Raw genomic sequence first — 19,613 nt, forward strand, 5'->3', positions numbered from 1 at the left:
CCTTCAGCACATGGACGACAGAACGCCCGCCGTTCAAGATCACGAACGACGGGCGTTCTGCCTGTTCAGAGCGCGGAGGATGCGGGATTTGAACCCGCGAGGGCTATCACACCCAACACGATTTCCAATCGTGCGCACTAGGCCACTATGCGAATCCTCCGCCGGGGAGCCTACCGGAGGGCGCGGCGACCGCTCAAAACGCCCGCTCCGCGCACACGAGCGCCGGCCGCGGGATCGCGGCCGGCGCTCGTGGTCTCTGGCTTCAGTCCTCGTCCGGCTTGGCGTGGTCGGCCACGCCGGGGTTCGGGTCGCGGTCGAGGTCGATCAGCGGGTGCCGGTCCGCGCCGTCGGGCGCCGAGTGGCGCCCCTTCGGCTCGCCCTCCACCGCGCTCCCCCGTTCCTCCCGGTCAGCTTGCATGACGTCCTCCTCGTCTCCCACGTCAGCTGATCGTTCGGGCAGTATCCCTTACCCGAGGACGGTCAGCCTGACCACCTGCGGATCGTGGTCGCTCGCCTGGTCGGCGAACTCCGCGTTGATGTGCACGACGTCGTAGTCCGGCACCATCAGGCCGGTGACCAGCGCATGGTCCAGCGCCTGCGAGTTGCCCTCGAAGACGTAGCTGTACCGCTCGTCGCGGGGCAGCACGTTCATCAGGTCGAGCAGCCGGTGACCGCTGGTCAGCGTGTGCAGCGCGGGCGAGAACTGGAAGTCGTTCAGGTCGCCGAGCACGACGACGTCGGCCCGGCGGTCGACGTCCTGGATCTGCTTGACGAAGTTGTTGACCTCGGTCGCCTGCGCCACCCGCTGGGTCTCGCTGCTGCGCGTCGGCGGCTGGAAGCGGCCGTACATCGGCTGGTCGCCGCCCTTGGAGTTGAAGTGGTTGGCTACCACGAACACCGTCTTGCCGCGGAAGACGAACTCGCCCGCGAGTGGCTTGCGGCTGTCCGTCCACGCCTCGCTGCCCGGGTTGATCCGGCCCGGCGACACCGACAGCGCCGGCTCCTTCGTGCCGGTCACCGCGACGGCCGTGGTCGAGTCGCCACCGGGGCGGTCCACAAAGGACACGCGAGCGGGGTTGAACAGGAATGCCACCCGGATGTTGCCGCCCGGCGCGCCCCCGTCCTGGTCGTCGACCGGGTCGATCTCGCGCCACTCGTAGCGCGGCCCGCCGGCCGCGACGATCGCGTCGACGAACTTCTGCAGCGTGACGTCCGCGGCGACGACCGCGTCGTTGGTCGTGCCGTTGTTGTCCTGGATCTCCTCCAGCGACACGATGTCCGGGTTCGCCAGCGCGGTGGTGATGCCGTGCGCGAGCGTGTCGAACTTCGCCTGCGGGTCGCGCGGCGAGAGGTTCTCGACGTTGTAGGTGGCGACCGCGAGCTCGCGGGACTTCTGCGGGCGCGTCTGCTCGGGCTGCAAGCCGCCGGAGGCGAGGTCGCCGAGCGCGGTGGCCTGGATGTTGTAGCCGCCGAACTGGTCGTAGTCGACCGGGCCGGAGGTCTCGCCAGTCAGCGTGTCGTTCACGTTGACCTGCGGGAACGGGTGCTGGGCGAACGGGATCAGCGACTCGACCTTGACCCGGCCGGTGTTCGAGTCGTTGTAGCCGGTGTAGAGCGTGCCGCCGTTCTCCGACGGGTTCTGCCGCGGCTTGGTCGTGATCCAGACCTCGTTGAACTCGGTCGTCGGACCCACGACGCGGGCGTCGTCCACGCGGACCCGCATGCCCTCGCGGGACTCCCAGTAGTCGATGGCGAACTTCGACGGGCGCAGCGGGAGCGCCTCGACGTTGCCGCCGTCGGCGTCGGGCGCCATCTCCTTGGGCACCGTCCGTGAGCCGATCGTCTCGGCGTCGGGGATCGCGTTCCCGCTGGACTGGACGGTCCAGGTGGCGCGGGTGAGCTCGGTGGACGACTGCTGCACGGACTCGTCCGGCGGAGCATCGGGGTAGAACTCGTCGACGGTGCCGGTCACGAGCACGGAGTCACCGACCTTGACGTTCGGCGTACTCGATCCGGTGAACACCAGGACGCCCTCGCTGGTCGCCGGGTCCGAGTCAGGTGTCGGGTCCTGCATCCAGAACCCACGCGCGGACCCGAACGCCCGGATCGCGGTCACGACGCCCGGCACGTCGGTGACCTGCTGACCATCCATTGGGGACAATCGAGTGCTGCCCTGGATGTCGTGGATCCGCGTGTCGCTGTCGGCGGCGCTGGCTGGGATCACGACACCCAGGCCTAAGGCCGCCATACCGAGCAACACCACTGCTTGCCGTTGCCTCTTCCGCACCGCGTCGACCCTCCCGTTAACCCAACCCCCTTATGGGGGACACCGCATGATGCCCCGATTGGGTGAACGAGAGAAGACCACCGGACAACACTCTGCGCAGACGCACACGCACAACCGCCCCACGGCGGCCGAACCGGGTTCCGGTATCGTTCTCGGCGGTAGCGTGTCCGAGCGGCCGAAGGAGCGCGCCTCGAAAGCGCGTGAGGGTTCACGCCCTCCGTGGGTTCAAATCCCACCGCTACCGCTCTGACCAGCGAGAACGCCGGGTGAGTTGACCATGACTCGCCCGGCCCCTCGTGTCTAGTCTCCGCTGAAATGAGACTAGACGTCGAGTTGCTGTGGCACGTCACTTGACTCGCGTTGCTGCGCGGCGAACAGGCTGCGGGCCCTCAGACAAGAAGCCAGTGATCTTCTGCCTGGGTGCTACCTCCGTTCCGCGCGCGCCGCGGCGGGTTGGTGAGGCATCATCAGTGCTGCGGCAGCGGTCCTGGTACGAGCGCCGGTGCGGTCGAAGATGTGCTCCAGGTGTTTGCGCACGGTATCGATGGAGATGAACAGCTCCCGTGCGACGTCGCGGTTGCTGTATCCCTCGTGCGCGAGCCGCAGCACGTCCCACTCGCGGGGCGTCAGGTCGGGCACACGGTGCAGGCGTCGCTGTGACTCCAGGAAGAGCTCCCACAGGTGCGGTCGGAGCAGTTGGACGACAAGCCGATCCCGTTCGGTGAACTCAGAACCGCTCGTCCGCCAGAAAGAGACCTTGCGATAACGGCCGGGCATTGCCGGTAACGACGCGTGCAAGGCATGTGTGGTGCCTTCGTGCACCATGAACTCGGCGTACAACGGCTGGTTGCGTAATTCGGTTTGCGTGTAGAAGTCCGACCATCGGACGACGGTGGCGTAGTCCCCGGTGCGTTGCGAGTAGGTGCACGGCAGAAATGCGCGTAGCCAATCCCAGTACTCGTCCGGAACAGGATCATCGTCGTCGCCGTGTGTCAGCACTCGGTCCACCTCAGCGAGACCTTGAAGGAACAGGCCACGTTGGCGGACCAAGTCCACCTCGGGGACGCTCACCGAGTCACAAGGAACAAAGGGCGAACAACTGCTCGAGGGCAACCCAAGGTAAGCCGTCAGTCGGCTCGTCCCCGACGACCCTTGCTCGTGGGGCGGAACGGTGGAGCAGCAGGCCGACCTGCTCCTGACCTGACCGATGGCAGAACGCCGTGCACCGCGGACGCGGCCGCCCACAGGGTTTCAGGCGACCGCCTGAGTGCTGACAGGTCCGGCTGAGCGCCTGGGTTGGCCGTTGGCGGGGAAAGGCGACCGCGTGGCTAGCCACGCAGCGGGTGCAGCCGCATCAGGTGCACGAATGCGCGTACGACCCCTGGTCGCGTTGGACAGGATCCGCCAATTTGGTCAAGTTGGTTGGGTCAGTCCGTGTTGGTAGGCATAGATGACGATGTGTACCCGGTCGCGGACTCCGAGTTTGGTGAGCATGCGGGCTACGTGAGTCTTGACGGTTGCCTCGCTGATGTAGAGCCGGCTGGCGATCTCGGCGTTGGAGCCGCCTTGAGCGACGAGTAGAAGGACTTCTCGTTCGCGGTTGGTGAGGGTGGCGACGGCTTGGGGCGTCTTGGTGCGGGCGGGTGTGTGGGCGAACTCCTCGATGACCCGGCGTGTGACGACCGGGTCGAGCAGGGCGTCGCCGGCGGCGACGACGCGTATCGCGTGTACCAGTTGTTCCGGGGGAGCGTTCTTGAGGAGGAATCCGCTGGCGCCGGCGCGCAGGGCGTCGTAGACATAGGAGTCGATGTCGAAGGTGGTCAGTACGACTACTCGGGTCGGGGGTGGTTCGTGTTCGAGCAGCCGACGGGTGGCGGTGATGCCGTCGAGTTTCGGCATCCGGATGTCCATCAGGGTCACGTCGGGCCGCAGTCTTTTCGCCGCAGCGACGACCTCGATGCCGTCGGTCGCTTCGGCGGTTATCTCAATGTCTGGTTCGGCGGAGAGGATCAGGCGGATCCCGGCGCGGACGAGGTGTTGGTCGTCGGCCAGTAGGACGCGGATCGTCATGAGGGCGCCTCGGGCACCGGGATCACGGCGGCGACCCGGAAGCCGTGGTCGGGTAGCGGACCGGCGTCGAGTGTGCCGCCGTAGAGGGCGGTGCGCTCGCGCATTCCGATCAGGCCGTGACCGCCGACGTGCACCGGGTTCCGGCGTGCGCCGTCGTCGACCAGGTCGAGGCGGATCGCGGTGTCGGTATAGCAGACGGTCGCCTCGACCCGGGTGGCGTCGGCGTGTTTGAGCACGTTGGTGAGTGCCTCCTGCATGATGCGGTAGGCCGACAGGTCGAGGCCGGCCGGTAGCGGCCGGGGTGAGCCCGCGACCCGCAATCGGGTGGTCAGGCCAGCTGCCCGGGCCGTGTGGAGGAGTTCTTCGATGCCTGCCAGGCCCAGATTCGGTTCTGGCGGCTGGTCGGTCGGGGAGCGGAGCACGTCGAGCACGCGCTGCAGGTCGGCCGTCGCCTGCCGCCCACTCTGCTCGATGACCTGGAGGCTGTCGCGTTCGTCGCGCTGGTCGGGGTGGAGCAGCCGCCGTACCCCGCCGGCGTGCAAAGTCATCACGCTGATGCTGTGCGCGACGATGTCGTGCAGTTCGCGGGCGATCCGCACACGTTCTTCGGCGACCGCAGCGGCGGCGCGCTGCTCCGACAGTTGTGCGCGCAGCGCACCGACCGCGGCACCGCGGCCCACCGACCAGCCGAGCCCGATGAGTAGGGCCTGCCAGAGGAGATCGGCGATCGCGAGCCCGTCGATGATGATCACCGTCGACCACACTAAGCCGATCGCCACGACGAGCGCGGCAACCGAGTGACGCGCGTAGTAGCCGGCCGAGCCGATGGCCACCAGTCCGGCGAGGACTGGCGCGAATGCTTCGCTGAGGTCCATCTCAAGGAGGCTCATAACGACGAAGGAGCCGAATACCACGACCACCACTGTCATCGGCGCTCGGCGGCGAAACACCAGCGCCAGCGGGCCGATCATCATCGTCACCGCGACGAGAAGACGAGGTGCTCCCCACGGCCCGGTCCACGCCTCTACCTGGCCGAAGACGGCGAGCGACGCCGCGATCAGCGCATCGAACCAGCGACCGTACGGCCGCAACCGGTCCATGCACGAATGGTAGAGCCGCAGGGACTGGAAGGACTCAGCCCTGCGGGCGACTTGGGCGACCCCGGTCGTCATCAACCCGGCTGATGCGCACTCCGTCCCGGTGCCGACGACGCGGACGACGCCGCAGAGGGACGGTGCTCCAGACGACCGGCGCGCTGCCGGTCCGGAAGATGGGAGGACGCCATGTCCCACACTCGACGGATCCGCCGGGTCACCGCTGGAATCGGGCTCCTGGGGTTCTGTGCGGTGCTGGTGCCGCAAGATCTGCTCGACCCCGCCGGCAACACCTTCTACGACGCCGCGATGAGCAGTCCGGAACTGCTAGGTGTCTCCGCCCTCGCATTGCTCGTTTCGGCCCTCCTGACCGTGCCCGCCATCTGCGGGATCCTGCACCAGGCCCGCGACTGCGGCGCGATGCTGGCCCATCTCGGCGCGCTGTTCACGTTGCTCGGCGCAATGGGACACATGGGACTGGCCTCAATTGGTCTGATCACCCGATCCCTCGCCGGCGGCGATCCGGCGCAGATGCGAGCCTTCGAAGAGCGGCTCAACGCCGACCCCGCGCTGGCGATTCCGTTCGTCCTGCTGACCAGCTTCGGGATCGGCACCACGCTGCTGGCCTTCGCCGCCTGGCGCGCTGGTCTGATCGGCTGGTGGGGACCGGCGATCGTGACCGCGGTCGTCGTCGCACACACAGTATTGCCCGACGGGCAGCCACCGGTGATCACGCTCACCGCACTAACCCTGATCGCCATCGTCTTCGGTCGGTTGGGTATCCGCACACTCGCTCTGTCCGACAACGATTGGGCGCAGCCGAAACCCAGTGACCGGTCACCAGTCACGACATCACCATGATCATCGCCGGCCTAGACTAGAACCAGATCACACCTGGCCCGCGGTTCACACAACCGCAGATCGCATCTTACGGAACTCACCGGGATAGGTCTTGAGGCACAGCAACATGCTTCCAACCTGCTCGACGAGCAGGCGACTCAGAGGTCAGCTACCTTGCGGCAGTCCTCATGACCGCCCTTGCACGGCAGGAATGCCAGGATGGCGCGGCCGTGAGCGGGTGGTCCGCACCCAGCACCCGCATCTGATCGGCAAGCACCTGCTCGAAGTCGGGCACCGCATCCACCACGACGCCAGATGCGGCGTGCGGTCAGCCGCACGGGTGCGTGGCGGGCACGGTCACGCCCGCCACGCGTCCCCGGTCAGTCGTGTGAGGCGTTCGCCCCAGCACGCCCGCGACGGGCGTAGAGGACGGTCCCAGCACCGGCCAGAAGGAACACCAGGCCGCCGATCGAGATCGGGACGATCGCGCTCACGCCTGTCTCCGCGAGGTCACCGTTGTCCGCGGCGGGCGAGATGTCAGCCTGTCCTCCGGCCTCGCTGCTCGTCGTCTCGGGCACGGTCGGCTCGCTGATGCTCGTGGTCGGGCTGGGCTCCTCGGGCGCGCTGGTGTCGGTCGGCGTGGTGGACGTGGTCGGCGGTGACTCCGGCTCGTCCGCTCCGCGGGCGGAGCACTTGGCCTGGGACAGCACGATGTCCGCGCTCGTCACACCCCGGACCAGCCCGCCGATGGTCACGTGCACTGCGTTCACGGTGAGCGTGTCACCATGGCGGGCCTGCTCGTTGATGCGCACGCGAGCTACTCCGAGGACGTTGACGTCTGTCGTGGTCCGCACGTCGATCTTCTGGCCCAGCACGGTCAACTCGGCGACGCTGGACTTGCCGGTGATGCCCTCGCGCCCGGCCTTGCACTCGGCGGTGACCACCTTCGCGCTGAGGATGTCGCGCACGGCGACTTCGGCGATGCTGGCGTTGCTGGCGAGCACGCCCTTCTTGCGTGAGGAGGAGGCGCTGAGAACCTTCGCGCTGACTCGGCCACCCAGGTTCGGCCCGACCTCGACCACGGACTCGTCGCCACCCTTCGGGTAGGCGGCGGCCGGGAGCGGGTCGACCTTCACCAATGGCTTGTTGAGCAGGGTCGTCCGCACGGACAGCGCATAGGCCGAGCCGAGGGGGTGCTCGTCGGCAACGGCCGGCGAGGCCGTGGTCACAAATGCCACGGTGGCCAAACCAGCCAGTCCACACGCGACGGCGAATCTACGAGGACGACGCAATGTCCGCTCCAATTCTGGACGTGAGTGAATGTTGGAGAACATGTCTCCCCGGGGAGGTTCGCCAAGAATTCCGTCGACCACGCGAAAAGTCAAAAGCAGCCGCGGCAGAGCTTCCGGTCCAGACGTTCCCGCTGCGAAAAAGAATTCGTTGCCGAACCGTGATAGTAGCTGCTGACTCGGGTTCCGAGTTGATCTCAGGTTAGACCAGACAGCGGTGCACGCATACGCCAGATGGCCGCCGCAAGCGGCTATCCGAGTGATTGTTTCTCGCTGAAGTATGACGTAGATCACTGAACAACGGCTGTTGCCTGCTCGCACGCGGACCGTGCCTATGACGCCCTATCCGGCGTCTGATAAAGGCGTGGGGAACCTTGGGCGGTACGCCGATACCCGCCGAGATTTTGGGTTCGCGACGCCTGGCGCCCGTGGCTGTGATCCGACTTCTGGCCATAGTCTCAAATTCAGTCTCGTTCCTCGTCGTTCGCCTTCACCCGGCACTTGCCGACGCCCCGATCAGCAGGAACTCGACCGGAAACACGCCCGGATAGCGATGAGGAACAGCTACGCGCAGACCTCGAAAGCGCGTGAGGGTTCACGCCGTCCGTCGGGTTCAAATCCCACCGCTACCGCTCTCAGCGGCGAGAACGCCGGGAACTTCGCCATGATTCGCCCGGCGTTTCCTAGCTGGTCTTCAGTCAACTGAGACGGGCTCCTCTTGCGCTGATCCGCCCTGGGCCTGGAACGGGACGGCACCAAGCCCGACGGCCACGAGCGAGCTGCTCACCCCGACGACGACCCACACCGACCGGCCCAGGAACGCCCCATCTCGATCCGACGGCAGGGGCCGGCTTGACGGACGAACGCGCGACGCCTCCTCGTCACCAGGGCGAACCCCAGGTGTTCGGCGGCTCAGCTCAGTAGCGCGCCGATGACCATGAACGCCGCGCCGGCCAGGAACAGGGCCAGACCGGAGAGGGCTCGCCTGGCCCGGAGTTGGGCCGAGATCTCACCGCCGGTGGTGCGTAGGGCGCGCCAGTGCCGGCCGGCCAGGACGCCCAGGGCGACCCAGCACGCGGCAGCCGGCCAGGCGAACCACAGGCCCGAGATCACGGCACTCACCGCGGCGGCCAGGCCCAGCGCCGTGCACATAACCGCGGCCTGCAGGACGAAGTTCCGGTACCGCCACGTACCTGTTTCGGCGGCACGACGCAGTGCCTGTTCGCGACGGGTCGATCCGCTGTTTTCGTTCAATTCGGGCATTCCTGGCCTTTGTCACGGTTCCACGGGCGACCGTCAGAGGTGGTTGATAGCGTCCCGACGAAGTCTAGGGGCCTGCAAATAACCGACCACGTGGTCCGGCTGGGGAGAAGTGCATGTCATTCGAAGTTCATCCCGAGAAGATCGACACCTACCACAACCTGCTGACCGATCTCGCCGGTCAGACGGGGCAGGCGAAGACCTATCTCGGCAACGCCGTGAACCTCTCGATGTGGGAGAAGGGGTTGATCGGCCAGGGGATCTGGGCTCAGGCGATCAGCCGGATGGGTGATGCCAAGGACGCGATCGACGCCAACATGGACCGGCTGACCGAGCTCTCCAACGGCTCGGCCACCGAGCTGGCGCGCTCGGCGACCATGTATCGCAATACCGACCGCAAGCACGCCGAACAGCTGGACAACACGTACTGATCAGGGGGAACGATGGCAGACCGTCCAGCGGACAAGCTGGTCGAGCCGCAGGCAGGGCAGACCATCCCGGGGCCGATCGACGAAGTGCTGTCGATCGGTGACTGGCTCAACCTCAGCCACTGGGTGATGAAGGCGATCGAGCTCGTCACCGGCGGGCTCAACCCCGGCCAGTGGGCCGTCGACCAGTTCACCGGCGACTGGGAGGCCTTCTCCAAGGCCGGCGACGCGATCAAGCACGTCGGCGAGTTCGACGCGGCCTACGCCCAGAACATCACCGAGGGCAAGGACGCGATGTTCGGCGGCTGGAAGGGCCACGCCGCCGACAAGGCGAACACCTACTTCACCGACTTCGGCTCGGCGGTGGCCGCTCAGCAGTCGCCTTTGGACACTCTGGGCACGGAGATCCAGACCGTGGCCTTCGGCATCTGGGGTGTGGCCAAGACTCTCGACAGCCTGCTGGAAAGCCTGCTGGACGCGTTGATCGGCGCCGGCATCGCGCTCGCGGCGGCAGCCGCGACGAGCGAGACGATCATCGGCGGGATCGTCGGCGGGGCGGCCGCGGCGTGGGAGATCAAGGAGGCCGTCACGATCTGGAAGCAGGCGATCGAGGCACACGACATGGCCTACAACATCGCCATCGGCCTGACCGGCACGATCGCCGGCCTGCTCGGCGCGCTGCACGGGCTCAAGGACCACCCGCTGCCCGCCGGCGCCTACGATCACCCCGGTGCGTGAGGACATGAGCAGCCCGGACAAAGAACCGATGCTCGACATCGCCCGCGGCGACCCGGCCCGCTCGCGGTTCCTTCGTGCCGCGCTGACCAGGTTGCGTGATACCAGCGGCGACGAGCGCTTTCACACCATGGTCGACGACATCCTCGCGGGCCGCCGCAGCCTGCGCGACGCCGCGACCAGCGAGGTGTTCAACCGCGGCATCGCGGACAAGGTCGACGAGGGCGCCCGGCGCTACCAGGAGCTGTCCGAAGCCGAGCGCGAGGCGCTGGCCGCGATGGGCGAGCAGCAGTTCGCCGAGCTGCGCGGCCAGGCCGAGCCCGGCCCGGCCGCCGACGCCGCGCCGGACGAGGACGACGACTTCGGCGACGAGAGCCCGCTTCGCCGGAACTGACGCGCAGGAGAATGCCCGGTCACCACTGTGGTGGCCGGGCATTCCGCGGTCGGCAGGCGAATGGCCCGTGCACGACGTCCGATAGTTGCCAGCTCATGGCGCGGCAGACGCGGCACGCTGGAGCTCGTGGACGACATCATCCGGCGCTTTCGGGTTGCGAGTGGCGGGTTCGCGGCGCGGCTGGCGGACGTTCAGGCCGGCGACTGGGAGCGGGCGACGCCGTGTACCGAGTGGAACGTGCGGCAGCTCGTCAACCACGTCACTCGGGGCAACTTCAACTACGCGGCGCTCGTGCGCGGGGCCGGTGCGGCGGACTTTCTGCGGATGCGGGACGTCGACGCGCTGGGCGGTGATCCGGCCGCGGCCTTCGAGCGGTCGGCAGACGAATGCGCCGACGCGTTCGATGGTGTGTCGGACCTCATGCTCGACTATCCGCTCGGGAGGATTCGTGGGGCGCAAGCGCTTGCGGTCCGCACGACCGACACCGTCGTGCACACGTGGGATCTCGCGCGGGCGATCGGCGGGGACGAGCGGCTCGATCCCGACCTGGTCGCATGGATCGACGCCGAGTTCGACGTGATCTACGCCGGACTCGCGGAGACACCGGTGTCGGCCGACACGACGCATCGGTTCTTCAAGGCGCCCACTGGCACCGCCGGGCCGACCGCGCAGAAACGGCTCCTGTACCGGATGGGTCGATAGGTCACCGGTGCGAGGCGAAGAACTCGTCCAGCAGGGCCGAGCACTCGTCGGCGAGCACGCCGGGGACGACCTCCGGACGGTGGGTCAGCCGGCGGTCGCGCACGACGTCCCACAGGGAGCCGACCGCGCCGGTCCGCGGCTCCCACGCGCCGAACACGACCCGCGCGATGCGGGCCAGCACCAGCGCGCCGGCGCACATCGTGCACGGTTCGACCGTCACCACGAGCGTGCAGCCGGTCAGTCGCCAGCCGTCCAATCGGGAGGCCGCGGCGCGCAGCGCCAGCATCTCGGCGTGCGCGGTCGGATCGCCCAGCGCCTCGCGGGCGTTGCACTCGCTCGCCAGCTCCTCGCCGGACGGATCGAGCACGATCGCGCCGATGGGCACGTCCTCGCTGGCGCTCGCTCGCCGGGCGGTCACGATGGCCGCGCGCATCAGGTCCTCGTCGGAACGGACGGTCACTGCGGGATCGTGTCGAGGAGCTTGTTGAACTCGTCGGCGAAGCCGCAGCGCTGCGCCACCATCTGCAGCTGCTCGTCCGGGTACAGGTCGACCTCGCCGACGATGACCTGCAGCTCAGCCGCCGGCAGGCCGATGTCCTCGAGGATGTCCAACGCACCCTCCGGCCACACCTCGTCGTCGTCCTCGGTCGGCGGCTCGACACGCAGCAGGTCCAGCGCGTCCGCGGCGATGTCGTAGTCCAGCGCCGCGGCGGCGTCGGACAGCAGCAGCGACAGGCCGCTCGGCGAGGGGCGCAGGAGCAGGAAGAACTGGTCGTCGACGCCGAGCAGGCCGATGACCGCGCCTGGGGACCGCACCTTGCGCAGCGCGGTGATCGCCGCGTCGAGCTCACTCAGGACCGACGAGTCCATCGCGGTGCACCGCCACCTGCCTTCTTCGCGAACGCACGCGATCGCGAAGCCGGGCACCGCATCCTGCTCGGACATGCTGACACGGTATTCCTACGACCCACCGGTGTCATCATCAACTCATGACTCCCGCCGACACCGCCACGCCCCTGACCGACGACCCCCGGTTCAGTGGGCTCCTCGACGCGGCCCGCGCGTTGCAACCGCGCACGGTCGCCCTTCGCAGGCAGCTGCACAAGCACCCCGAGCTGGGATTGCGGCTGCCCCGGTCGCAGGCGGCGGTGCTGCATGCGCTCGAGGGCCTGGACCTGCACGTCACGAAGGGCGAGTCCTGCGACTCGGTGATCGCGGTGCTCAACGGCGCGCGGCCTGGGCCGAGCGTGCTCCTGCGCGGGGACATGGACGCGCTGGCGATGCCGGAGGACAGCGGGCTCGCGTTCGCCTCGGAAGAGCCCGGCACGATGCACGCGTGCGGGCACGACACCCATACCGCGATGCTCGTGTCGGCCGCGCGGCTGCTGCATTCGCGGCGCGAGGCACTGTCCGGACGGGTGATCTTCATGTTCCAACCGGGTGAAGAGGGCCACGCGGGCGCCCGGCACATGATCGAGGAGGGAGTGCTCGACGCGGGCGGCCGGCCGGTCGAGCGGGCGCTCGCGCTGCACATCACGGCCACGGCGACGTCCGGCGTGATCACGAGCCGGCCAGGCCCGATCATGGCGAGCGCGGACGCGTGGACGGTCAAGGTCACCGGTCGTGGTGGGCACGGCGCGATGCCGTTCCACGCGGTGGACCCGGTCCCCGCGGCCGCGGCCATGGTCGGCGCGCTGCAGACGATGGTGACCAGGCGGTTCAGCGTCTTCGATCCCGCCGTGCTGACGGTTGGGCGGATCACCGCGGGCACGACGTCCAACGTGATCCCGGAGACCGCCGAGCTCGAGGGGACCGTGCGGACGATGTCGGACACGGTGCGCAAGCAGGTGCTCGAGGAGATTCCGAAGGTGTGTCAGCACATCGCGGCGGCGCACGGGTGCTCGACGTCTTTCGATGTCGTGACCGGGTACCCGCCGACGCGCAACGACCCGGACGTGGTCACGCGGTTGCTGGAGCTGGCGTCGGCGGTGCTCGGCCCGCGGTTCGGGCCGACGATGGCCGACCCGTTGATGGCTGCCGAGGACTTCTCGTTCGTGCTGCAGAAGGTGCCGGGCGCGCTCGCGTTCCTCGGCGCGTGCCCGCCGGGGATCGAGCCGGACAAGGCGCCCCCGAACCACTCGAACCGCGTGCACTTCGACGAGTCCGCGTTCGCGCACGGGGTGGCGACGTACGCGGCCTTCGCACTCGACGCGCTGCGTTGAGCCGATCGGGAAGGATGATCACGTGCGAGCGGTGTGTGTGGTCGGGCTTGGCCTGATCGGGGGATCGGTGTTGCGCGCGGCGGTGCGGTCGGGGCGGCCGGCGTGGGGCGCGACGGTGTCCGCTTCGGACGCTTCGGCGGCTCTCGCGGCAGGCTACGACGTGTCGTCCACTGTGGACGAGGCGGTGATGCGTGCGGTCGACGAGGACGCTTTGGTGGTCCTCGCCGTGCCGTTGCCGGCGGTCGAGAGGGCGCTGCGGACGGTGGCTGCCGTCGCACCGTCGTGCCTGCTGACCGACGTGGTGAGCGTGAAGCAGCCGGTGGCGGACCTGGTGGCGCGGGTGGTGCCGACCGCGCGGTACGCCGGCGGGCACCCGATGGCGGGGCGGTCGGTGTCGGGCTGGGAGTCGGGGTCGGAGTCGCTGTTCGACGGCGCGCCGTGGGTGGCGGTGGCCGACGAGGAGACGGCGCTCGAGGCGTGGCGGGAGGCGGCGGCGCTGGCGCTGGACTGCGGCGCGCACGTGGTGCCGACGACGGCGAGCGAGCACGACGCGGCGGTGGCGCGGGTTTCGCACCTGCCGCACGTGCTGGCGGCGGTGCTGGCGGCGACGGGCGCGGGCGGCGGGCCGCTGGCGCTGTCGCTCGCGGCCGGCTCGTTCACGGACGGGACGCGGGTGGCGGGCACGCCGGTGGACTCGGTGCTGGCGATGTGCGAGGGGAACCGCGGCCCGCTGCTGGACGCGGTCGACGACGCGCTGGGCCGGCTGGGCGCGGCGCGTGGGGCACTGGCGTCCACCGGCGGACTGGCGGCGACGGTGCGCGCGGGTCACGCGGGTCGGGCGGAGCTTCTCGCGGTGCGGTCCGATGAGGGCCGGGAGGAGGTCCGCATCGACCTTACGGACCCGGAGGCGTTCGACGACCTGCGCTCGCTGGGCGCGGGCGGCGGACGAGTGTTGCGCTTCGAGGAAGACGTCGTGGTGGGCGACCTACCTGGCTGACTACCCCCGCGCGCACGCGCGTGCAGAACTCAAGAAACGTAAGCCCCCACCCTCTCCGGGGGCACCCCTCGTGACCGTCAGTTTACCGGGGAGGGCTGACAAACAGGGGTTTGCGGAGTCCGTTGTGGACAACTCCGTGGGTTGTGGACAACTACACGCGCTTGGCAATGCCCGGGTAGTCGATGACCATGCCGTTGCGGTCCACGGTCAGGTCCGCGGTGAAGTCGGGGACCGAGTAGTTGATGACCGCGCCCTCGGCGGTCACCTCGACCGTTCGGTAGGTCTGCTTGGTCAGGGTGACGGTCAGGTCCGGCATCGACACGTACACGACCGGCAGCTCGTGCGTGGCCGGCTTGCGGTGCAGGGCCAAGCGGCGGATGGGCAGGGCCGTGAAGGTCACCATGCCGGCCACGTCCACGTCCGCGGCGCCGTCGAACTCCTTGCGGGACGTGCCCTCGCCGCGATCGATCAGCCAGACGCCGTCTTCGGTGCGGCCCACCGAGATCTGCCGCTCCGTGTCCACCGTCGTGGTGCGCAGCAGGCCCTTGCCGACGTCACCGGTGCGCGCCACCGAGAACTCGAACGACGCGCTGTACGCCTCCGTGGTCGGGCTCGCCGCCGCGACGACCCGGCCGGACGCGCGCAGGCGGCCATCCGAGACGAGTAGGCGGACGGACTCCAGACGCGGCGCGGCGACGCCCTGCCACGTCATCATGATGTGCTTGCTCGACGGGCTGCTCACTTGTCGGCAGGCCGGTCCGGGATCGCGTCCTGGAGCTTGTCCACGACCTGGTCGACCTGCGCGCCGTGGCCGAACCGCTCCTTGGCGAACTCGCCGGCCTTCTCGACGCCGTCCTCGAGCTTGTCGCCGTGCTTCTCGACGAGATCCTGCGCCTTGTTCCTCAGGTCATCGAAGTCGATGCCCATGCCGCCTCCTCACCGAACGATCACGGTGGCCGCACCAAACCTACTACGAACGATGATGGCCCCCGCCCGGCGATCCGGGGCGGGGGCCATCATCGAGTGACCTTTCGATCAGGCGCGGCGACGCCGCAGGAACAGCAGCGTGCCGACGCCCGCGCCGAGGAGCACGACGCCGATGATGACCGGGGCCATGATCGACGCACCGGTCTCCGCGAGGCCACCGGTGTTCTTCGGCTGCGGCGCCGGCGGCGCCTCAGTCGTCGTGGTGGTCGTCGGCGGGGCGGTCTCCGACGTGCTCGACGGCGGCGAGGTGGGCGGCGGGGTCGCGGCCCAGTTGCCGCCCGCCGTCACGGTGATCTTGCTTTCCTCGGCCTTCGCCACGATCAGCGACTGCGTCTTGTGGTGCTCGTTGTAGTCCTTGCCCACGAACAGCCGGCCGGTGTCGACCTTCGCCGACGCGCTCAGCTCGAAGTTCGCCTCGCCCTCGGCGGCGTCCGCCGGCACGTCCAGGAACAGCTGCGAGCCGTTCTTGATCTTGCTCGCGTCCAGCTCGACACCGTCCACGTCGGTGATCTTGACGCCCTCGGGCAGGTTCGCCTTGAGCTCGTCGATCGTGCCGGTGGTGTTCACGGTGAACGGCCCGATGCGCTCGCCCGCCTTGCCGGACAGCTCGGTCGGGCTGACCTGCAGCGCCGGGGTCGGCTGGTCGCCGATGCCGCCGTTCGCGTCGCCGGTCAGGAAGTCGTAGAGCGCCACGACGTCCTTCGCGGCGGCCTCGTCACCGTCACGCGGCAGCGGGTTCTCCCGGTTGAGGTCCGTCGCGTCGCTGAAGTGCCACACCGCGGCCTGCGTGCCGGCGATGGCCTCCTTCTCGGACAGCCCGTCGTTCAGCGACGCGCCGCCGTCGGTGAGCTTCGCGGCCAGGTCGTCGGTGCTCTTGACCGGGAAACCGTTGTGCAGCACCCAGTTGATCTTGTCCCGGTTGTCGTTGAACGGCGACTCCGGGTTCGGGTACTCCTCCCACGGCTGCTCGACCATCTCGTGGTCGCGGTCGATGTTCGTGTGGATCTCGACGCAGTACATGCCGAGCTTCGTGCCGTCGGTGAGCCGGAAACCGATCAGGCTGGTGGCGAGGTTGCCCAACCCGCCATTGCCGACGTTCACGTGGTAGCCCTCGGTGCCGCCGTCGACGACCCCCGTCGCCGGATCCGCAGACGCCGGCACGGCCGCCGCCATCAGCAGCAGCGCCGCGGCGCCGGTGATGCCCGCACCCGCACGGGCGAACTTGAACCTGCTGGACATGACCCTCCTTGCCCCAGTTGTGCCCCAAATGCCCCTGGAAGCGCTTGAAAGCCTCTGCCTATCTGGGTGACAGGTGAGCGATCAGGCGGAGCGGAGAATACTCAGAGCAGTCACAGAGTCACGACAGGGGGTCGTTGTTGGTGGACGCCCAACTCGTGTGTGGCGCCAGATAGCACACCGTTACTCGTGCGAATGTCCGCGACCGTCGGGTGGGCGGGCTATCGTCCTGCGTGTGACCGGATGGCAGGGCAACGAGGGGCAGGGCGGGTGGCAACCGCCACCGGACAACCAGGGCGGTCCCTACCAGCAGCAGCCGTACCCGGACCCGTACGGCGCCGGACCGCAGGGCACGGCTCCCTATCCGTACGGCCCGGGCGAGGGCGCGAACCCCTACCAGACGGGCGGTTTTCCGGCGCAGAGCGGCTACGACCAGTACCCCTACACGCAAGATCAGTACGGGCAGTACAACCCGTACCAGACCGGCGGCTTTCCGGCGCAGGACTTCGGCCCGCCACCACCGAAGCGCTCGAAGCTGCCGATGATCCTCGGCGTGCTCGCCATCGTGATCATCGTCGGCGCGGTCGTCGCCATCGTGCTGGTGAACCGCAACGGGGACAACCAGACCGCGAGCCCGGAGACGTCCAATGCGCAGCCCGCTCCCCCGCCGGGCAAGAGCTCGCAGGAGCAGCCGCCGTCGTCGGAGTCCGGTGCGCCGGGTGGCCACGAGGGCTGGCGGTCGGTCGACAACGTCGCCGACTCCGGCCTGACCTACCAGGTGCCGCCGGACTGGAAGGTGACCGGAGTGCCGCGGCCGAGCGGGCTCAACGTCGACTTCACCGGCACCGCCGAGTACGGCACCTACCAGTGCAAGGGCGCGGAGTACGTCCGCAGCTTCGCGACGAGCGGCGACGTGCAGAGCAAGAGCGGCTCGGACCTCGACCTGAACAAGACGGTCAGCGACTTCGCGAAGTCGTTCGGCACCGGCTACTTCAAGGACACCGCGAAGGTCGACCTCGGCACGCCGAAGGAGACCGAGGTCAGCGGCAAGAAGGCGGCGATCGTCACCGCGCCGGTCACGCCGAAGGTGACCACACCCGAGTGCGAGGCGGCCAAGGGCGAGATCGCCATCATCGGCGTGCTGCTGGAGGAGAACGGCCAGCCGTCGGGCGTCGCGATGCTCGTCGTGGTGAGCGACGTCGAGGGCGGACCCGATGATCCGAAGCCGCTCCCGACCGACGTGGCACAGGACATCCTGGCGTCCGCCCGCCTGGGCTGAGCGCCGCACTCAGTCCGGGTTGGACGCCGGCGCGCACCACTCCCGTAACGCTCCGCGAGTCGATGAAGGACCGAACCGTCAGGTGCGTCGTCGCGCTTGATTCAGCCTCCCGCCGCGAATCACCGTCGATGTCACGGTTGCCAGGCGCGTACCACCTCGTCGAGGACCGCCAGCGGGAGTGCGCCGTTGGTGAGGACCACGTCGTGGAAGGCGCGGATGTCGAAGCGCTCGCCGAGCCTTTCCTGTGCCTCCGCGCGCATTCGCTGGATCTCCAGCCGGCCCACCATGTACGCCAGCGCCTGGCCCGGGTAGGCGATGTACCGGTCGATCTCGTTACCGATCTCCAGGTCCGACATCGGCGTGTTGTCCCGTAGGAACGAAACGGCCTGCTCGCGGGTCCAGCCCTTCGCGTGCATGCCGGTGTCGACCACGAGCCGGCCGGCGCGCATCGAGTCCATCGCGAGCATGCCGAGGCGGTCGACCTCCGACGTGTAGAGGCCCATCTCGTCCGCCAGCCGCTCGGTGTAGAGGCCCCAGCCCTCCGCGTACGCGTTCGGCGTGACCACCCGGCGGAACATCGGCAGGTGCGTGAGCTCCTGGGCCAGCGCGATCTGGAAGTGGTGGCCCGGCACCGCCTCGTGGAAGGCCATCACCTCGGACACGAACCGGTCGCGCTCCTCCGCGCGGTGGGTGTTGGCGAAGTAGATGCCCGGCCGCCGGCCGTCCATCGACGGCCACATGTAGAACGCCGCGGGCGCGCCCGGTGCGTCGGCCTCCGGCACCGGCTCGACCTTGCACTGCGAGCTCGCGAGCCGGCCGAACCAACCGGACACCGCGGCCTCGGCCCGGGACACGGCGGCCCGCGCGGAGTCCAGCAGCTCGTCGCCGTCGTGCCAGCGCAACGCCGGGTCACTCGTCATGCGCCGGAAGATCTCCGCCTGGTCGCGGGTGCCGAACACGCGCTCGCCTACCTCGGCGTACTCCTCCGCGAGCCGCGCGATCACGTCGAGCCCGGTCTGGTGCAGCTCGTCGGGCGTGCGGTCGGTCGTGGTGTGGATGCGCGCGAGGCCCGCGTACATCTCGTCGCCGCCGGGCAGCCAGCACAGGCCGACGTGCTCCTCGTCGCGGCCGTGCGCCAGGATCTCGTCGCGCAGCATGTCCCGGTAGCGCGCGAACGCCGGGCGGACGACCTCGGTCAGCACCTGGGCACGCTCGTCGCCGAACGCCGCGTCGTCGAAGGTCGGCCGGGCCAGCACGTCCTCGTCCGCGGCGAGGTAGCGGTCGATGTGGTCGGCGGCCGCGCGGACCAGGTGGGCGACCGGCACGCGGCCGGCCGCGACCCCGGCCCGGTGCCGCTGCGCGACCGCCTCGAGGAACGCCGGCACCGCGCGCAGCCGGTTGAGGTACGAGCCCGCCTCCGTGGCGTTGTTCAGCACGATCATCGGCAGGATCGACAGCAGCTCGGCGGCCGGGCCGATGAACAGGTCGGAGATCGTGTACTCGACCATCCGCACGTCGACCTCGGTGACCATCTGGCGGGCGTGGTGCGCGACCGCGGCCCGCGTCACGGCGTCGTCGGCGGCGAGCCCGGACGGGTCGAGGGCGTCCGCGCGGGCGGCGATGTCGAGCGCGGCCTTGCGGATCGCCTCCTGGGCTCCTTCCGAGCGGTCGCTCAACGTGTCGTCGTGGCCGGGGACGCCGAGGATCGTCCCCATCACGGGATCGGACGTGAAGGAAAGCTCGAGGAGCTCGTCTGCCAGCTGGTGCACGGGGTTCGCGGTGGTCACGCCGCC

At 68.9% G+C, this 19,613-nt stretch carries 21 protein-coding genes and 2 tRNA genes; 9 read left to right on the forward strand and 14 right to left on the reverse strand.

From position 1 onward, the window contains the following. Positions 1-73 precede the first annotated feature (73 nt). The 3 genes from VH969_RS09125 to VH969_RS09135 form a co-directional block, all read right to left on the reverse strand. A tRNA-Ser gene (locus VH969_RS09125) sits at positions 74-160 on the reverse strand. 102 nt (positions 161-262) lie between these two features. Continuing rightward, positions 263-418 (reverse strand): hypothetical protein, encoded by a 156-nt coding sequence (locus tag VH969_RS09130; RefSeq protein ID WP_331973221.1) that lies wholly within the window; start codon positions 416-418, stop codon positions 263-265. 48 nt (positions 419-466) lie between these two features. Continuing rightward, on the reverse strand, positions 467-2,248 hold the full coding sequence (locus VH969_RS09135) for a DUF8508 domain-containing protein (protein ID WP_331973222.1): 1,782 nt from the start codon (positions 2,246-2,248) through the stop codon (positions 467-469). Positions 2,249-2,444: 196 nt separating this feature from the next. Here VH969_RS09135 and VH969_RS09140 point away from each other — a divergent pair. Further along, positions 2,445-2,531 (forward strand) — tRNA-Ser (locus tag VH969_RS09140). A gap of 179 nt (positions 2,532-2,710) precedes the next feature. Here the strand turns inward: VH969_RS09140 and VH969_RS09145 are convergent. The 3 genes from VH969_RS09145 to VH969_RS09155 form a co-directional block, all read right to left on the reverse strand. Beyond that, positions 2,711-3,286, reverse strand: coding sequence for a helix-turn-helix transcriptional regulator (locus VH969_RS09145; protein WP_331973223.1), 576 nt, complete (start codon positions 3,284-3,286; stop codon positions 2,711-2,713). A 414-nt stretch (positions 3,287-3,700) separates the two neighbouring features. Next, positions 3,701-4,357 (reverse strand): response regulator, encoded by a 657-nt coding sequence (locus VH969_RS09150; RefSeq protein WP_331973224.1) that lies wholly within the window; start codon positions 4,355-4,357, stop codon positions 3,701-3,703. Further along, positions 4,354-5,457: a sensor histidine kinase gene (locus VH969_RS09155; RefSeq protein WP_331973225.1), complete on the reverse strand. Its 1,104-nt coding sequence runs from the start codon at positions 5,455-5,457 to the stop codon at positions 4,354-4,356. The genes VH969_RS09150 and VH969_RS09155 overlap by 4 nt, the downstream gene beginning before the upstream one ends. A gap of 246 nt (positions 5,458-5,703) precedes the next feature. On the opposite strand from VH969_RS09155, the gene VH969_RS09160 reads away from it, so the two are divergent. After that, positions 5,704-6,312: a hypothetical protein gene (locus tag VH969_RS09160; RefSeq protein WP_331973226.1), complete on the forward strand. Its 609-nt coding sequence runs from the start codon at positions 5,704-5,706 to the stop codon at positions 6,310-6,312. Positions 6,313-6,671: 359 nt separating this feature from the next. Here the strand turns inward: VH969_RS09160 and VH969_RS09165 are convergent, their stop codons facing one another. Together VH969_RS09165 and VH969_RS09170 are read right to left on the reverse strand one after the other, a co-directional pair. Then, entirely contained in the window at positions 6,672-7,520 is an 849-nt protein-coding gene (locus tag VH969_RS09165; protein ID WP_331973227.1) for a choice-of-anchor P domain-containing protein, read from the reverse strand. Between the two features lie 972 nt (positions 7,521-8,492). Then, positions 8,493-8,732, reverse strand: a complete 240-nt coding sequence (locus VH969_RS09170; protein ID WP_331973228.1) for a hypothetical protein — start codon at positions 8,730-8,732, stop codon at positions 8,493-8,495. A gap of 224 nt (positions 8,733-8,956) precedes the next feature. Between VH969_RS09170 and VH969_RS09175 the strand changes: the two genes are divergently transcribed. From VH969_RS09175 to VH969_RS09190, 4 genes are all read left to right on the forward strand, one after another. Continuing rightward, positions 8,957-9,271: a type VII secretion target gene (locus VH969_RS09175; RefSeq protein WP_331973229.1), complete on the forward strand. Its 315-nt coding sequence runs from the start codon at positions 8,957-8,959 to the stop codon at positions 9,269-9,271. A gap of 12 nt (positions 9,272-9,283) precedes the next feature. Beyond that, the gene (locus VH969_RS09180; protein WP_331973230.1) at positions 9,284-10,006 is read left to right on the forward strand and encodes a hypothetical protein; all 723 of its coding nucleotides are present in this window, start codon (positions 9,284-9,286) and stop codon (positions 10,004-10,006) included. Continuing rightward, a complete protein-coding gene (locus VH969_RS09185; RefSeq protein WP_331973231.1) occupies positions 9,999-10,397 on the forward strand; it encodes a hypothetical protein in 399 nt (132 codons plus the stop codon). The genes VH969_RS09180 and VH969_RS09185 overlap by 8 nt, the downstream gene beginning before the upstream one ends. Before the next feature lie 126 nt (positions 10,398-10,523). Continuing rightward, entirely contained in the window at positions 10,524-11,099 is a 576-nt protein-coding gene (locus VH969_RS09190; RefSeq protein ID WP_331973232.1) for a TIGR03086 family metal-binding protein, read from the forward strand. A 1-nt stretch (position 11,100) separates the two neighbouring features. Here VH969_RS09190 and VH969_RS09195 read toward each other — a convergent pair whose 3' ends face one another. Next, entirely contained in the window at positions 11,101-11,559 is a 459-nt protein-coding gene (locus VH969_RS09195; RefSeq protein WP_331973233.1) for a nucleoside deaminase, read from the reverse strand. Continuing rightward, on the reverse strand, positions 11,556-12,044 hold the full coding sequence (locus VH969_RS09200) for a tRNA adenosine deaminase-associated protein (RefSeq protein WP_331973234.1): 489 nt from the start codon (positions 12,042-12,044) through the stop codon (positions 11,556-11,558). Before VH969_RS09200 ends, VH969_RS09195 begins: the two co-directional genes overlap by 4 nt. Before the next feature lie 44 nt (positions 12,045-12,088). Between VH969_RS09200 and VH969_RS09205 the strand changes: the two genes are divergently transcribed. Continuing rightward, entirely contained in the window at positions 12,089-13,321 is a 1,233-nt protein-coding gene (locus VH969_RS09205; RefSeq protein ID WP_331973235.1) for a M20 metallopeptidase family protein, read from the forward strand. 22 nt (positions 13,322-13,343) lie between these two features. After that, positions 13,344-14,318: a prephenate dehydrogenase gene (locus VH969_RS09210; RefSeq protein ID WP_331973236.1), complete on the forward strand. Its 975-nt coding sequence runs from the start codon at positions 13,344-13,346 to the stop codon at positions 14,316-14,318. A 151-nt stretch (positions 14,319-14,469) separates the two neighbouring features. Here VH969_RS09210 and VH969_RS09215 read toward each other — a convergent pair whose 3' ends face one another. From VH969_RS09215 to VH969_RS09225, 3 genes are all read right to left on the reverse strand, one after another. Further along, positions 14,470-15,060 (reverse strand): putative glycolipid-binding domain-containing protein, encoded by a 591-nt coding sequence (locus VH969_RS09215; protein ID WP_331973237.1) that lies wholly within the window; start codon positions 15,058-15,060, stop codon positions 14,470-14,472. Continuing rightward, complete coding sequence (locus VH969_RS09220) at positions 15,057-15,245, reverse strand: antitoxin (protein ID WP_331973238.1); 189 nt, start codon at positions 15,243-15,245, stop codon at positions 15,057-15,059. Before VH969_RS09220 ends, VH969_RS09215 begins: the two co-directional genes overlap by 4 nt. A gap of 108 nt (positions 15,246-15,353) precedes the next feature. Continuing rightward, complete coding sequence (locus VH969_RS09225) at positions 15,354-16,544, reverse strand: thioester domain-containing protein (RefSeq protein ID WP_331973239.1); 1,191 nt, start codon at positions 16,542-16,544, stop codon at positions 15,354-15,356. A gap of 232 nt (positions 16,545-16,776) precedes the next feature. On the opposite strand from VH969_RS09225, the gene VH969_RS09230 reads away from it, so the two are divergent. After that, complete coding sequence (locus VH969_RS09230; protein ID WP_331973240.1) at positions 16,777-17,820, forward strand: DUF8017 domain-containing protein; 1,044 nt, start codon at positions 16,777-16,779, stop codon at positions 17,818-17,820. 131 nt (positions 17,821-17,951) lie between these two features. On the opposite strand, the gene VH969_RS09235 is transcribed toward VH969_RS09230, so the two are convergent. Further along, a complete protein-coding gene (locus VH969_RS09235) occupies positions 17,952-19,607 on the reverse strand; it encodes a DUF885 family protein (protein ID WP_331973241.1) in 1,656 nt (551 codons plus the stop codon). Positions 19,608-19,613 lie beyond the last annotated feature (6 nt).

Source organism: Actinophytocola sp. (assembly GCF_036555685.1).
Classification (GTDB): domain Bacteria; phylum Actinomycetota; class Actinomycetes; order Mycobacteriales; family Pseudonocardiaceae; genus Actinophytocola.